Origin of the sequence: Aliivibrio finisterrensis (assembly GCF_008933155.1) — a bacterium.
Classification (GTDB): domain Bacteria; phylum Pseudomonadota; class Gammaproteobacteria; order Enterobacterales; family Vibrionaceae; genus Aliivibrio; species Aliivibrio finisterrensis.
In genome coordinates, this window is the sequence record NZ_WBVP01000009.1 from 85,777 (window position 1) to 102,008 (window position 16,232).

The following is a 16,232-nucleotide window of genomic DNA, read 5'->3' on the forward strand; positions in this document are numbered from 1 at the left end:
TTTATGACAGTGTATATTTTTAGTGACTTTATCAATAAGTTAACTTAATCTCGATCTACCTACCTTAATTAGTTTACGACTTATTTTTCGTCTGGAGAATGGCGATGTTTGACTCATTTGTTTCGATTTTAACGGCTCTTTGGCAACAAGATTTCACCGTACTACAAAATCCAGCAAGTATGACGATGATTTACTTTTGTTTAATTTTATTTATTTGGTTAGAAAGCGCCTTTATACCTGCAGCTCCTCTTCCTTGTGACAGTGTCGTTATCCTTGCGGGCTCACTGGCCGCAGCAAATGTGATCAGTTACCCTGTGATTGTGGCTGGTCTCATTATGGCGGCGGCGATAGGTAGTCAACTTGCCTTTATTCAAGGCCGTTGGTTACATAAGTTCCCAATGATTCAAAAGTGGATCAATACGGTTCCTGCTCATCGTTTACAAACGGTAGATTCCTTACTTGCTAAGCATGGTCTAATTGCACTGTTCGTCGCTCGCTTTATTCCAGTTGTGCGCCCTCTTCTTCCGTTAATGATGGGGTTAAGAATGCAAAAAGCATCACGCTTCCATTATTTTGCTTGGATGAGTGCGATTATCTGGATTCTTCTATTAACTGGCTTTGGTTATTCACTTTCATTCTTGCCTGAGAAATTAGCTAAATACATCACAATGGCTCTTATGGCTGCACCTGTGATTACATTAACGATTGCGATTGGCAGCTTTATTAGTGGCTACTGTGTAAAAAGATACCGCAGAAAGCGCATTATTTAATAGCTCTTTCATTCAAATAAAAAAAAAGCCCTTAACTCATTATAAGTTAAGGGCTTTTTTATTATCTATCAACGTTATGATTATACGTCATAAGTTGTAGAAGCTGTGTCACCACCTGTACCAGTCCAGTTTGTGTGGAAGAATTCACCACGTGGACGGTCAGTACGCTCATAAGTGTGAGCACCGAAGTAGTCACGTTGAGCTTGTAGAAGGTTCGCTGGAAGACGAGCTGTAGTGTAGCCGTCTAGGAACGTTAGTGCAGAAGTCATACATGGCATTGGGATGCCTGATTCCATAGACTTAGCTGCAACTTTACGCCAAGCGCCCATGCAGTTATCTAGGATACCTTTAAAGTAAGCATCTGAACCTAAGAATGCGATCTCTGGGTTTGCTTCATAAGCATCACGAATGTTACCTAGGAATGCAGAACGGATGATACAACCGCCACGCCACATTAGAGCAACGTTACCGTAATTTAGATCCCAGCCATTTTCGTTCGACGCTTCACGCATTAGCATGAAACCTTGAGCATAAGAGATGATCTTAGAAGCAAGTAGAGCCTGACGAATTGCATCAACCCACTCTTGCTTGTCGCCTTCAACTGGAGCTACAGTCTTGCCGAACAGTTTCTCAGCTTCAACACGTTGATCTTTAAGTGCAGATAGGCAACGAGAGAATACAGACTCAGTGATTAGAGTCAGTGGGATACCCATGTCTAGTGCGTTGATACCTGTCCATTTACCTGTACCTTTTTGGCCAGCAGTGTCTAGGATCTTCTCAACTAAAGCTTCACCGTCTTCATCTTTGTAGCCAAGGATGTCAGCTGTGATTTCAACTAGGTAGCTGTCTAGCTCAGTTTTGTTCCACTCTGCAAATACAGCCTGCATTTCGTCGTGGTTCATACCTAGGCCATCTTTCATGAACTGGTATGCTTCAGTGATAAGCTGCATGTCACCGTATTCGATGCCATTGTGAACCATCTTAACGAAGTGACCTGCACCGTCGTTACCAACCCAATCACAACAAGGCTCACCCGCGTCAGTTTTCGCAGAGATACCTTGGAAGATAGGCTTAACCGCTTCCCAAGCTTCAGGAGAACCACCTGGCATGATAGAAGGACCAAAACGAGCGCCTTCTTCACCACCAGAAACTCCCGTACCGATGAAATGAATGCCTTTCTCGCGAAGAGCAGCAACACGGCGATTTGTGTCTGGGAAGTTAGTGTTACCACCATCAATGATGATGTCACCTTTTTCTAGAAGTGGTACAAGCTTATCGATAAACGTATCTACAACATCACCAGCACGTACCATAAGCATTACTTTACGTGGTGCTTCAAGTTTTTCAACTAGCTCTTCTAGAGTGTAAGCACCAACAATGTTAGTTCCTTTAGCAGGGCCTTCTAGGAACTCGTCTACTTTAGCAGCAGTACGGTTGTGAGCCACAACTTTGAAGCCGTGGTCGTTCATGTTTAGGATAAGGTTCTGACCCATTACTGCTAGGCCGATTACACCGATATCACCTTTCATTATTTTATCTCCTTGCGGCTATCTGCGATTACGCGATAGCACTTGCTGCATTTGAATCTAGGAACCACTCTGTTTCACCAGCCTTAGACTGGATTTTCGCTGCCGGGTAAGGCAACTCTGAAGCAGGAGTTGTATGAATTTCTTTAACGATTTCAACCTTACCTGCGCCAAGCACTAGGTAGCTGATTCGTTTTGCTGCCTCTAAAACTTTTGCTGTTTTAGAAACACGGATTTGGCCAGACTCTGGGTGAGAAGCCAATACAGATAAGTTCTCATCTTGATAGTCTGTTGCACCAGGGAATAGTGACGCTGTATGACCATCTGCGCCAACACCTAACAGGATCCAATCGAATACTGGAGTGCCGTTTTCAGTTGGGATGACATCAGCCATCTCTTTTGCAAAACGCTCTGCTTCTGCTTTTGGTTCATCTTCACCACGGATGCGGTGGATGTTTTCTACTGGTAAATTTACTTTGCTAAAAAGTAATTCATTCGCTTCACCAAAATTGCTTTCAGCGTCGTCTGGTGCAACACAACGTTCGTCGCCCCACCAAAAGTGAAGGTTATTCCATTGAATACCTTCAGCATATGGTGCTTGAGCTAATAGCTGAAACAACATTTTTGGTGTACTGCCACCAGACAGTGAGATATGAACAGGTTTACCCTGCTCACTGTACGATTTCATTTCATTTGCTAAGCTTTCAACAACCAATTCTGGTGTAGCAAAAATTTTGTGATTGATCATAATTCGCAGTAATCCGTATCGGTTAAATTTTTGCATGGGAAACGCCATGCGCGATCATCTCTTTGTAGCAGCTCATCGGCCTCTTGTGGTCCCCAAGTACCACACGCATACCCAAACAAAGATTGAGGGTCTTGTTTGAAGTCTAAAATAGGCTGCACATATTTCCAACAGGCTTCCACTGCATCAGTACGAGCAAATAACGTTGCGTCGCCATTTAAGGCATCAAGCAATAAACGCTCGTATGCCGTAAGCATTTGAGTTTCGTGCAAGTCTGCGTATGAGAAGTTCATCTTAACTTCTTTTGCTTTAAATCCTGCGCCCGGCTCTTTTAAGCCAAAGCTCATTTGAATGCCTTCATCCGGTTGAATACGGATAATCAATTTATTTTCAGGCGCATTCTGACCAAAGACTGGATGTGGGGTTTGTTTAAAGTGAATAACAATCTCTGTTACTCGAGTCGGCAAACGCTTACCAGTACGAACATAGAAAGGAACACCATTCCAACGCCAGTTATTGATATAAGCTTTTAAACCGATGTAAGTTTCTGTTCGAGAATCATCGGCAACACCATGTTCTTCACGGTAACCCGCTAACTGCTGGCCACGTACATCAGATGCCGTGTATTGACCTAACACTAGGTTTTTACGCAAATCATCTTCTTCAAGCGGTTTAAGACATTGAAGAACTTTAACCACTTCATCACGAATCGAATCGGCGTTAATTTGAGCCGGTGGTTCCATGCCTACCATTGCTAATACTTGTAGCAAATGGTTTTGGAACATATCACGAACGGCACCAGAACCATCGTAATAGCCACCACGCTCTTCTACACCAAGAAATTCTGCACCAGTGATTTCAACGTAATCAATAAAATTACGGTTCCATAACGGCTCAAACATCGCATTTGAAAAACGAAGAACAAGTAGATTCTGAACGGTTTCTTTACCTAGGTAATGGTCAATGCGGTAAATTTGGTGTTCTTGAAAATGCTCGTGGATCTCAGTATCAAGCTTCTGTGCTGATTCAAGATCATAGCCGAATGGTTTTTCAATAATCAGACGCTTCCAGCCATTAGATTCATCGTTCATGCCATGAGTTGCAAGACAAGCGGGGATAACACCGTAAAGGCTTGGCGGAGTTGCTAGATAGAAAAGCGTATTCTGTTGGTCTAGTTGGTATTTTTCAGCTAACTGATCTAACTTAACAGCAAGTTTACTGTAATCATCAACATCTGACGTATTTACCGCTTGGTAATGCAAGTGGCCACAAAATGCAATAAGCGTTTCTGGATCTGTTTTTTCCATCTCTTGCAGTGATTTTTTCATCTTTTCACGATACGACTCATCGTCATATTGAGAGCGGCTGACACCTAAGATTGAAAAAGATTCTGAAAGTTGATTACTCGCGTACAGATGATACAAAGCAGGAATGAGCTTGCGGAAAGTAAGATCCCCCGAAGCTCCAAAAATTACGATGGTATTGTTGTCCGAAATTATCATTATTTCTCTATCCGATACACAGTAAAGTATGCGCGTATAATAGAAAAAAAATCAAGGAATTACTAGTTAGTTTTAGCTATTGAATCAATTGTTAAAACAAATCAACCAATAAAATCTACAACTTCAAGAAGTAATGCCCTTATGAATAAAAAAACCACTAATTTATAATATGTTAGTGGTTTTTTTTATAAAAAGGCAGTACTAATTTTTTAAACACATTACGTAATATTGGCCATCTTTTACTTCTGTACCTTCTGTCTCATGTTCAAATCCTGGGAACTCTTTATCCCAAACCTCTAAACTTCTAAGGTAACCGATTTGAGGGCTATCACTGCCTCCGAAACTTTCACCAGACATTAGCATTGGTATTCCTGGTGGATATGGGATAACCGCATTCGCCGCTACTCTATTTTCTAACTTTGAAGAGGCAACCATCTCAATATTATTATCAACAATTGCCCCGAATGCTGCTCTCGGCGTTATGATTGCCTCAGGTAATGTTGAATATGCGGCATTCAGTTTATCTGATGGTGTATGCTTTTTAAGGTAAGAGAACATTTTGTCGCCTAAATCTTTTATTCCCATATGCCCGTAAGTTTCTGGATGTTCAGCAACTAATTCAGGCAGCACTAACTTTAACGCTGTATTGCTATCATAATGCTTCTTAAAGCTCAATAATGTATTAACAAGTGTTGCCCACTTACCTTTTGTAATACCCATCGAAAACAAAAACATTATTTGAAAATCAGTAGTTCTCGTTGGAACAATACCAAATCTCGTCAAGTACTGAGTAACTATCGCAGCCGGAACACCAGCCTCTAATAAATGGCCATCATCTCCCATCCCTGGTGCTAATATACTGACTTTAATAGGATCTAACATACACCAATCATTTGCAATATCATCAAATCCGTGCCATTTGTCCCCAGGCTTCATCATCCAAAAATCTTGTGTCTCTGCAAGTAAATTGGGTTCGGCGGTTTCAAAAGGAATGTCTTTTCCTGTTTCTGGGTCAATAATAGTTTCCGCATTCCACGGTTTAAAGAACCAATCGTTATCAGCTTCAAATTCTCGAAATAATCGCCCCATAGCTTGGCGATAATCAACCGCTTCTCTGATCACTTCTTGAGTTAATGAGTAACCTTTATTTCCAGCCATTTGCGACACAGCAATATCATTCGATGCACTTATTGCATATAAAGGAGAGGTCGTAGCATGCATCATATAAGCTTGGTTGAAGCGTTGGAAATCAATCGCATCCTTGCCATGACGCACATGAATCCAAGATGCTTGAGATAAACCATTTAATAATTTATGCGTAGAATGGGTGGCAAACACCGTTGGTGCATTATCTGATACAACAGGCTCTCCTCGCATTGCAAAATGATTTTCATAAATAGGATTAAAACGAGCGTAACCATACCAAGCTTCGTCAAAATGAAGTCGGTTACTGCTTTTTCCTAATATTTCTTGTACACGTTTAGCGTTATAGCACAGGCCATCATAAGTACAATTTGTTATAACTGCGTAGACAGGTTCTTGGTCTGCATGACCTTTCGTTAATCGACTTTCTTTTGCCCGCGCTTTTATTGCTGCCTGTTCCATTTGTTCTGGATAGATAGGACCAATAATTCCATATCGATTCCGTGTCGGGAGCAAATAAATAGGAAGAGCACCGGAAAGCATCAAACCTTGTTCTATTGATTTATGACAGTTTCGGTCACAAATTGCCAGACTATTTTCTTTCATACAAATTTGCATAATGGTTCGATTCGCACCAGAGGTTCCAGTAACTAATGAATAAGATTTATTAGCACCAAATACTTCTGCTGCAAATGCTTCGCTGTCTCCAAAATACCCGGTATGATCGAGAAGTGACCCTAACGAACCTCGCTCTATCCCCATATCAGAACGGAATAGTCCTTCGCCATAATAATGGTAAAAACGCTGGCCTTCAGGTGTCTTAGTAAAGCCTATTCCGCCTTGGTGACCTGGCGCTGCCCATGAATATTCATGAACATCATCATATTTCATCATTGCTGCCATTAATGGCGGAAGTAGCTGTTCTCTATAACGCTCCATGGCTGCTATAGATCGTCCTACAATAAAATCTGCTGTATCTTCAAGAATCCAAGCAAACTCATCTACACGTGACATTAATTCGCGACTGACGGTTAACGTAATCTTCTTTCTTTCCGCCAATAAAAAAACAGGGACGCCTTCTTGACGTTGATTTAACTTATCAATCAGTTGGAAAAAATGTTCATTCTCTTCTTGCTGATGTCCTATCATTTTTGACGCTAGCATTAAACAATCCACGGCTATATTTGCATTCAATATTGAATAACAATCATCAAATGAAGAAGCGACTGTGACGTGTACTCCTTGAGTATTAAATTCTTCAAGTAGACGATTTAATGCACTTTGAATAACTCCCCCTTCAATTGAATCATTAAATAGTAATACCCTTTTTTGTTTTCCATAGTTCTTCATGCTTTTCTTCCTTCATTTTGGGAAAATTTAATTTCAAACGCAATTTTAGTGTATTAATTCATATTGTTTTTTGCTCTTTCAATTGATCTCGACTTGCAATAAACCCATAAAATAAATATCCGAATAGTGCAATAATGACACCATAATAAACGGCCTCAGTTCCGGTCGCGTAAGCGCCATAAATACTATAAACCACAGCAATAGTTCCTAGGGAAATACTGACGTTATATTCTTTAGATTCAACATTACTTTGACGGAGAATAACGCCTAAAGCAGTCAAAGATAAAATATATGGAATCATATTAATAAATACGGCCAAATCGACTAAAATATTAAACTGTTTTAATAAGGTTGGGGATATGGTCATTATTGCTAAGATTACCTCCAATCCAAGCATAATTAGCATCCCTTTCACCGGTGCCTCAAATCTATTTACTTCTGAAAAGACTTTCGGGAAAAGATTAATTTCAGCGGCAGCTTTTGATACTTGCGCATTGGTAAATTGCCAACCTAAAAGTGAACCTAAACAGGCAATAATAGCTAAAACTGTAATAATATTACCAATAAATGGATTGAACATTTGTGAAAAAACCAATCCAAATGGAGCATCAGACTTGGATAACAATTCATTAGGAACGATCCCTTGAATAACCGTTGTTGATGCAATATAAGTGATCGCTGAAAATACGGTTGCAAGCATGCAGGCTAATGGTACATTTCGTTTTGGATTTTCCACAGCACCTGAATTAGCGCCTGCAGATTCTATACCTAAAAAAGCCCATAGCGTTAATGCTATACCTGATGAAATTGCAGACATGGTTGGTATATCATGCGGATTCCAACCCGCTGCGAAAATCTTCGTATCAAACCAAAACCAACCGATAATCGAAACCCCTAATACAGGGATAATAACCCCCCATACAGTCACAGAAGAAATTGCACCCGTAATTTTTGCGCCTCTAATATTACAAAGCAATGTAACGATTAAAATCGTAACCACACCAATAAAGTTATGTATCGGTGTTTCTTTTAGCCAAGGAAGAAATGTCTCAAGGTAACCAACAGTAGTGACCGAAATAGCGACTGCACTAATAACAAGGCAAACATAATAAGTGTATGACGCTATAAAAAAACTCGATTTACCATGCGCTTGTTTCGCATAAGCTGACATACCACCATCTTCGGTACAATACATACCACATTTCGAAAATGTATAAGCTATACAGAGTGCACCAATCGCGGTTATTCCCCATGCTAATAAAGCAATACCTCCGGTTGCAGCTAAACTTGATGGAAGCAATATAATACCAGACCCCATCATATTTACAGTCACAATGGTTGTTAGTCCCATTAACCCCATTTTATTTGAACCTGTGCTCATATTATTCGCCCTCTATTCAGATCGCACTCATTATTATATAAATAAATAACTTAATCATTTAGTTACAATAAAAGCGTAGTTCATAGATTTAAATGTGCAAAAAACAAATTCAATAATTTAAATTTAACCATTCTCATAAGAAGCATGATTATTTTTAATAAAAAGAATCTAGGTAATATATTGTATCTTATATCAAAATTATCTATTACCACCATGAAATCAGGTGATTAAAGAGTTTATCCTTACGAAAAAAATCTTAGATCACAAAAAACGTATTTCTTTTCATTTTTTAAATTCAATAAAAAAGCCATTGAATATTTCAATGGCTTAAAAAATAAGAATTGCTATTGATGTAAAGCAGTTTTACTTAGAGCTCAACACCGCAGCAGGATGTAACTGGCTTGCCTTTCTTGCAGGATACCAAGTCGCAATGGCACTTAAAAATATCGCCGTCGCTGTCACAATAGCGACATCACTCCAAACTAGCTCTGAGGGTAAGAAATCAACAAAATAAATATCACCCGATAAAAACTGATGACCAATCAATGACTCTAATCCTTTAATCATAGGTGTTAGCTTTAAAGCCACAAATGAACCTAATGCAGAGCCTGCTAAACTACCTGTCACACCTGAGAATATCCCTTGGCATACAAAGATACGTTTAATTAAACCGTCATTTGCACCCATGGTTCTTAAAATAGCAATGTCACCAGAGCGATCTTTCACGGCCATCATTAGAGTTGATACGATATTAAAACAAGCAACCCCAATAACGAGAACCATAACAAGGTACATGATTGAACGAACTAATTGAATGTCTCGGTATAAGTAACCGTATTTCTGAACCCAACTGCGTAAATAAACATACTCAGTTAATGTTCCCCCTACCTCACGGACAATATTTTGAGCATCTAAAACACGACTGACTTGTAATGACACACCCGTGACACTGTCACCTAGATTAATATACTGCTGAGCATCTTTTAGAGGAACAATTGCTAAACCATGATCAACTTGCCCACCTAAAGACAATAGTCCAACTACTTGCAAACGTTGACGCTTTGGAGAACGAAGCTGCTTACTTGCATTTTCATCAGGGATCATCGCCGTGATCCAATCTCCAACTTTTACATCTAATGTATCCGCAACGCCCTTGCCTAAAATAACACTTTGTTTATTGGCTTCGAACGCTTTCCATGCCTCGTTATCAATATACTCAGGTAACTTAGAAACCGCTCCTTCTAATATAGGCTCAACACCTCGAACTTCCACCGCTTTTAATTTACTGCCTCTTTCAAGTAAGGCGGTAAATCGCACATAGGGTGCAGCACCAGTAACCTTTGGGTGCTTCTTAGCTTGGATCATCATGGTTTGCCAATCAGATACTGGGTTTTTAACCCCTTCAAGCTCAGCATGTGGAATAACAGAAAGCACACGATTTTGCAGCTCACGCTCAAAACCATTCATTGCAGAGAGACCTATAATGATCACTGCAACACCAATAGCAATACCAAGCGTGGATGAAATCGAAATAAACGACACCATCTTGTTACGCTGTTTAGCTCGCGCAAAACGACCACCAATAAAAAGAGAAAGCGGTGAAAACATTACGCCTCCGGCTCTTGGCTTAATGCAGAACGAACCGTTTCCGTAATAAAACGGCCATCTTGCATGCTTAGTTGCTTATCCAGTTTCGCTGCCAATTCATTATCATGTGTCACCACTAAAAATGCAGTACCTGACTCTTGATTCAATTCACGCATTAAATTGTAAATATCCAATGCTGTTTTATGATCCAAGTTACCTGTTGGTTCATCAGCAAGCACTAAAGCAGGCTTGTTAACTAACGCACGAGCAATCGCCACACGCTGGCGCTCGCCACCTGACAGCTCAGAAGGACGATGTTCAATACGATGAGCTAAACCTACTTTCTCAAGTAATTCTGTTGCACGTAGTGCGGCTTCTTTCTTATGAACACCACCAATTAACAACGGCATTGCTACATTTTCTAACGCGCTAAAATCAGACAGAAGGTGATGAAATTGATACACAAATCCAATATGTTGATTACGGATTTTTGCTTGCTTATTCGCACTCAATTTTGTCAGTTCATTTTGTTGAAAATGTACCGTTCCTGCTGTTGGCTCATCAAGTGCGCCAAGAATGTGCAATAATGTACTTTTGCCAGAGCCAGATGAACCTACTATCGCCACTAATTCACTTTCATTAATATGAAAATCAACACCCTTTAGCACTTCAGTTTCCATTGTGCCTTCTTGGTAAACCTTACGAATACCCTGACAAACTAATAATGGATTACTCATATCTTAATGCCTCTGCTGGTTGTACGACTGCCGCTCGATAAGATGGGAATACGGTCGCTAATAAACTTAATAAAATTGCTAGAACAATGACTACGCACACTTGTAATGGTTCAACCTGTGCTGGCAAAGATCCACCAACAGTAAATAACGATAATCCAAGTGTAGAAAGAATAACATTAATATTACTGGCAAATAATGCACCTAACGTGCCACCAACAATGGCACCAATCACACCGCTGCTCGCCCCTTGAACCATAAAGATAGAAAGCACTTGGTTACTCGTCATACCCTGTGTTTTTAATATCGCGACTTCGGCTTGTTTTTCCATTACCACCATAATAAGTGCAGAAATGATATTAAACGCCGCGATCGCCACAATAAGCCCAAGCATTAAGCCCATCATGTTTTTTTCCATTTTTACCGCCTGGAATAACTCTCCGCGTTGATCACGCCAATCACTCCATGTCATATCATTTTCTAAAGGCAGTTTTGATAATTCAGTCACTTGGAATGGGTCGTCGAAAAATAAACGCCACCCCGTAATGTTGCCTTTTTTTAGTTTCATCAAACGGGCGGTATCTTGAATGTTCGCTACCATTAATTGGCCATCGATATCAGAGCCCGTATTGAATACGCCCACAACTTTAAAATTACGCTGACTCGGAATACGGCCTAGTGGCGTATATTGGCTTGCATTTGTCACCATAATACGAACCGTATCACCATAACGAACGCTCAACTCACGTGCTAACTTTGAACCAAGAAAGATGCCATATTCACCCGCTTTAAGTTGACGAACATTGCCTGAAATTAACTCATATGCAATAGGGTCATATTCATCTGGGTCAATACCAACAAGCATACCCGCACTCAACCCTTTTGCGCTTTGAATAATCGCTTCACCACGAACCACAGGCGTTACTTGGGTAACATGAGGCAAGTTTGCAACATAATTGCGGTCATCGTCAGAAGGTGCGATTTGATCATCCACCGTAGATACCACCGCTTGCGGTAGTACACCAAGGATCCTATCTTTTAGTTGAGCCTCAAACCCATTCATCACAGACAGCACCGTCACTAACGATAACACGCCAATAGTAATGCCTGCGGTAGACATATAAGAGATAAAACGACTGAACCTATCGCCAGAACGTCCTCTTAAATATCGCAACCCTATAAATACTGATACTGGATGAAACATAAATTCTCTCAATCATGCTTTTTGAAGCTATAATAATGAATACAGTCTATCACGTAAAATACTGGTATTTATTCCTTTTTTTGCTCTTTTGTTCATCATACTTACCGATTAAACACTTGCTGATACCTAGTGACTTCGCCATAATCAGTAAATAATAAATAGAGGGACGCTTATGTCACACGATGAATACTTTTCGGTTCACTACGATTTAACAGTTAATGTAGAACCGCTTGCTATAGACGCGATACTGCCAAACATGGAAACGTTTGAACGTGAGATCCCAGCCCCATTTCGAGTTGCTCAAGAGTGCAGTTCTATTGATGACCTCTCTGAGAACGAGCTTTCTTTCTTGAAGTTAGATGATGGTAAACGTCTTGCTAACTATTTAAAAAATCAGAATCAAAAACTGAATCTACTGCTGTCATATTTGTTAATTCAACAAGATGATGAAGCTTATCGCTATAAAACGTCGAGCTTTGGTGCGAGTAAATTTACTTTTGAAAGTAAGACAGCACTCAATTTAACTCAAAAAGCCAAAGTAAAACTCTTTCTTGAGCATCCGCCATCAGCGATTTACTGCTATGCTACGGTGACTCAATGCACCGAGACTGAAACAGGCTATAGTATTGAAATGGCTTATGAGCTTCTTCGTGATATCGATCAAGATTTACTGATCAAAGCCGCTCTGTTTCAACAACAAAAAGTGCTTAAACTTCGTGCTCAAGAACGCAACTTAACCTAATAATTGAATATCCTGATGCCTATAAAAAACTTACTGTCATTACCGTTACCAACGAAAGCCAATGATACACGCTCAATTGGTAACCTTACGGGTTCTTCTCTAGCACTTGCGATTGCAGAGATTGAGCAACAACACACTGGTCCTGTCGTGGTTGCGGTTACTGAGCCGCAATTGGCGTTTCGTTTACAGAATGAAATTAACCAATTTAGCCAACATTCAGTAGAGGTTTTTCCTGACTGGGAAACCCTTCCTTATGACAGTTTTTCTCCGCATCAGGACATTATTTCTGACCGTTTATCGCGCCTATATCACTTACCGCAGCAAAAAGATGGCACCCTAATCGTTCCTGTTAGTACCTTATTACAACGTCAATCACCACAATCTTTCTTGCACAAGCACGCATTGGTTGTAAACGTCGGTGATCGTCTATCGTTTGATAAGCTAAAATTACAGCTAGAAAAATCCGGTTATTTACACGTTGACCAAGTCATGAGCCACGGTGAATACGCAAGTCGTGGATCTATTCTTGATTTATTCCCAATGGGTAATGCACACCCTTATCGAATTGATTTCTTCGATGATGAAATTGACACCATTCGTCAGTTCGATCCTGAAAATCAACGTACGATTGAAGAAGTAAAATCCATTAACCTACTTCCTGCTCATGAATTCCCTACTGATGATGTAGCGATTGAAGATTTCCGTATTCGCTGGCGCCAACGTTTTGATGCTCGTCGTGAGCCAGAATCGGTTTACCAACAGATCAGCAAAGGCGCTTGGCCTGCAGGTATAGAATATTGGCAGCCGCTGTTCTTTGATGAAACGGAAACTCTGTTTGATTATCTACCAGATAACACATTACTGGTTACTATTGGTGATATAGAAAAAGCAGCCAATGATTTCTTAGCTGATGCCGAATACCGCTATGATCAACGTCGAGTGGATCCACTACGCCCTCTTCTTCCAGTAAATGAGCTGTGGCTTCAAACGGCGGATATGTTTGGTTTATTCAAACAATACCCACGAGTTAAATTATCTAAAGAAGCCGAAATAGAAAAAGCAGGTCGTTTTAATCCAGATTTACTTGAGTTGCCAGAAATTGCAATTCAGCACCAAAATAAAGAACCTTTCGCTCAATTTCGTCAATTCTATGAGAAATTCAGTGGTCAGGTTATTTTCTCCGTTGAATCTGAAGGTCGCCGTGAGGCCCTTCTTGAATTATTAGCGCGTATTAAGCTAAAGCCTGCGATTTGTAATTCAATGAAAGATGCCGTCGCGCATAAAAATAAAGCCACGTTAGTGATTGGCTCAGCTGAACACGGCTTTATTCTTCAAAATCCATGCGTTGCTTTTATTTGTGAAAGTGACTTACTGGGTGAGCGAGTAATTCAACGTCGCCGTCGTGGTGATAACAAATCAATAAACAGCAATACACTGATCCGTAATCTCGCTGAACTAAAAATTGGTCAACCAGTGGTTCACGTTGATCACGGTATTGGCCGTTACATGGGGCTTCAAACATTAGATGTTGGTGATATGCCAGCGGAATATATGATGTTGGAATACCTAAATGAAACCAAACTGTATGTTCCTGTTTCATCATTAAATCTGATCAGTCGATATTCAGCAGGAGCCAATGAAACTGCCCCTATCAGCAAACTGGGCAGTGACACGTGGAGCAAAGCACGTCGTAAAGCGGCAGAGAAAGTACGTGATGTCGCAGCAGAGTTACTGGATGTTTATGCTAAACGAGCAATTAAACCGGGCTTTGCTTTTACACAAGATCGTGATGCTTATGCTGATTTTAGCTCAAGCTTCCCGTTTGAAGAAACGCATGACCAAGAAATCGCCATTAACGATGTGTTATCCGATATGTGCCAAGCCAAAGCGATGGATCGTCTCGTTTGTGGTGATGTAGGTTTTGGTAAAACAGAAGTTGCCATGCGCGCAGCATTCTTAGCAACACACAACGAAAAACAAGTGGCGGTATTGGTTCCAACTACTCTACTTGCTCAGCAGCATTTTGAGAATTTCCGTGACCGTTTTGCTAATTTCCCAATTCGAGTTGAAGTTTTGTCTCGCTTTAAATCAGCCAAAGAACAAAAAGAAATATTAGCAGCAACAGCGGAAGGCAAAGTGGATATCTTAATCGGTACTCACAAATTACTGCAAGACAGTATCAAGTTTGAAGATCTTGGTTTACTCATTGTGGATGAAGAGCATCGCTTTGGTGTCCGTCAAAAAGAAAAAGTAAAAGCGATGCGTTCAGACGTAGATATTCTGACGCTAACCGCAACACCAATTCCAAGAACCTTGAATATGGCAATGAGTGGCATGCGCGATTTATCAATCATCGCAACACCACCGGCTCGTCGATTAGCGATTAAAACATTTGTGCGTGAAAAAGAGGATGACGTGATCAAAGAAGCCATTCTTCGTGAGATCAAGCGTGGTGGCCAAGTGTATATCTTGCATAACAATGTTGAAACGATTCAGAACGCCGCTGAAGAAATTGAAAAGCTGATCCCAGAAGCTCGTGTTACCTTAGCTCATGGTCAAATGCGTGAACGTGAATTAGAACGTATCATGGGTGACTTTTATCATCAGCGTTTCAATGTTCTAGTTTGTACAACGATCATTGAAACCGGTATTGATGTTCCAACCGCCAACACCATTATCATGGATCGTGCCGATAAACTCGGTTTAGCACAATTACACCAACTACGTGGTCGTGTCGGCCGTTCACACCACCAAGCTTATGCGTATTTACTGACGCCACATCCAAAAGCATTGAGTAAAGATGCAAGAAAACGTTTGGATGCGATAGCTTCACTGGAAGATTTGGGTGCAGGCTTTACTCTTGCTACTCACGATTTAGAGATCCGTGGTGCCGGTGAGTTATTAGGTGATGGGCAAAGTGGTCAAATTCAATCTGTTGGCTTTACCCTTTACATGGAAATGCTTGAGCAAGCGGTTGAAGCATTAAAAGAGGGTAAAGAGCCATCGTTAGATGATTTATTGCGAGAACAAACAGAAGTCGAACTTCGTTTACCAGTATTAATTCCTGAAGATTACATTCCAGATGTCAATACCCGCTTATCTCTATACAAGCGTATTGCGAGTGTTTCAGACAATGGCGAATTAGATGAACTAAAAGTAGAAATCATTGACCGTTTTGGATCATTACCAGAAGCGACTCAAACATTATTAGTCAGCTCAGAAGTTAAAATGTTAGCGGCTTCATTAAAAGTGAAGAGATTAGAGGCTCATGGAAATGGTGGTTACATTGAATTTGAACCTACCGCTGACATAAACCCTATGTTCCTTGTGTCATTATTACAAAAAGATCCAACAGGCTTTGCGCTAGATGGCCCAACTAAGGTTAAATTTATAAAAGACTTAACTGAGAGACAAGTGCGAATTAAATACGTAATGGACTTGCTCAAATTGTTTTACGAAAATAGAATCTAACTATTAGATTTAAATAATAAGAAAATACTAATTTTTGGTCTTGATTATGGACAACCAAGACTTTAAAGAACCATTTC

Annotated in this window: 11 protein-coding genes; 3 read left to right on the forward strand and 8 right to left on the reverse strand. The window is 40.3% G+C overall.

Going from position 1 to position 16,232, the window contains the following annotated elements; genetic code table 11:
- The first annotated feature begins 104 nt into the window (after positions 1–104).
- Positions 105–770 carry a DedA family protein gene (locus tag F8B77_RS09970; RefSeq protein ID WP_151655223.1) on the forward strand — a complete coding sequence of 222 codons (666 nt, stop codon included), beginning with the start codon at positions 105–107 and terminating at the stop codon, positions 768–770.
- Positions 771–850: 80 nt separating this feature from the next.
- On the opposite strand, the gene gnd is transcribed toward F8B77_RS09970, so the two are convergent.
- The 8 genes from gnd to lolC all read right to left on the reverse strand — a co-directional run bounded on the left by gnd (position 851) and on the right by lolC (position 11,942).
- On the reverse strand, positions 851–2,299 hold the full coding sequence (gene gnd / locus F8B77_RS09975; RefSeq protein ID WP_151655224.1) for a decarboxylating NADP(+)-dependent phosphogluconate dehydrogenase: 1,449 nt from the start codon (positions 2,297–2,299) through the stop codon (positions 851–853).
- A gap of 28 nt (positions 2,300–2,327) precedes the next feature.
- The gene (gene pgl, locus F8B77_RS09980; protein WP_151655262.1) at positions 2,328–3,044 is read right to left on the reverse strand and encodes a 6-phosphogluconolactonase; all 717 of its coding nucleotides are present in this window, start codon (positions 3,042–3,044) and stop codon (positions 2,328–2,330) included.
- Positions 3,041–4,543, reverse strand: a complete 1,503-nt coding sequence (zwf, locus tag F8B77_RS09985; RefSeq protein WP_151655225.1) for a glucose-6-phosphate dehydrogenase — start codon at positions 4,541–4,543, stop codon at positions 3,041–3,043. Before zwf ends, pgl begins: the two co-directional genes overlap by 4 nt.
- A 201-nt stretch (positions 4,544–4,744) precedes the next feature.
- Positions 4,745–7,036 carry an arginine decarboxylase gene (gene adiA / locus F8B77_RS09990; RefSeq protein WP_151655226.1) on the reverse strand — a complete coding sequence of 764 codons (2,292 nt, stop codon included), beginning with the start codon at positions 7,034–7,036 and terminating at the stop codon, positions 4,745–4,747.
- 58 nt (positions 7,037–7,094) lie between these two features.
- Positions 7,095–8,417 carry a putrescine-ornithine antiporter gene (gene potE, locus F8B77_RS09995; protein WP_151655227.1) on the reverse strand — a complete coding sequence of 441 codons (1,323 nt, stop codon included), beginning with the start codon at positions 8,415–8,417 and terminating at the stop codon, positions 7,095–7,097.
- 363 nt (positions 8,418–8,780) lie between these two features.
- A complete protein-coding gene (gene lolE, locus F8B77_RS10000; RefSeq protein ID WP_151655228.1) occupies positions 8,781–10,025 on the reverse strand; it encodes a lipoprotein-releasing ABC transporter permease subunit LolE in 1,245 nt (414 codons plus the stop codon).
- Positions 10,025–10,741, reverse strand: a complete 717-nt coding sequence (gene lolD, locus F8B77_RS10005; RefSeq protein WP_151655229.1) for a lipoprotein-releasing ABC transporter ATP-binding protein LolD — start codon at positions 10,739–10,741, stop codon at positions 10,025–10,027. The genes lolE and lolD overlap by 1 nt, the downstream gene beginning before the upstream one ends.
- Entirely contained in the window at positions 10,734–11,942 is a 1,209-nt protein-coding gene (lolC, locus tag F8B77_RS10010; protein ID WP_151655230.1) for a lipoprotein-releasing ABC transporter permease subunit LolC, read from the reverse strand. Before lolC ends, lolD begins: the two co-directional genes overlap by 8 nt.
- A 172-nt stretch (positions 11,943–12,114) precedes the next feature.
- Here lolC and F8B77_RS10015 point away from each other — a divergent pair, with 172 nt between their 5' ends.
- Both F8B77_RS10015 and mfd read left to right on the forward strand, forming a co-directional pair.
- Positions 12,115–12,684 (forward strand): PilZ domain-containing protein, encoded by a 570-nt coding sequence (locus F8B77_RS10015; RefSeq protein WP_151655231.1) that lies wholly within the window; start codon positions 12,115–12,117, stop codon positions 12,682–12,684.
- Between the two features lie 15 nt (positions 12,685–12,699).
- Complete coding sequence (gene mfd / locus F8B77_RS10020; protein WP_151655232.1) at positions 12,700–16,155, forward strand: transcription-repair coupling factor; 3,456 nt, start codon at positions 12,700–12,702, stop codon at positions 16,153–16,155.
- The last annotated feature ends 77 nt before the right edge of the window (positions 16,156–16,232 follow it).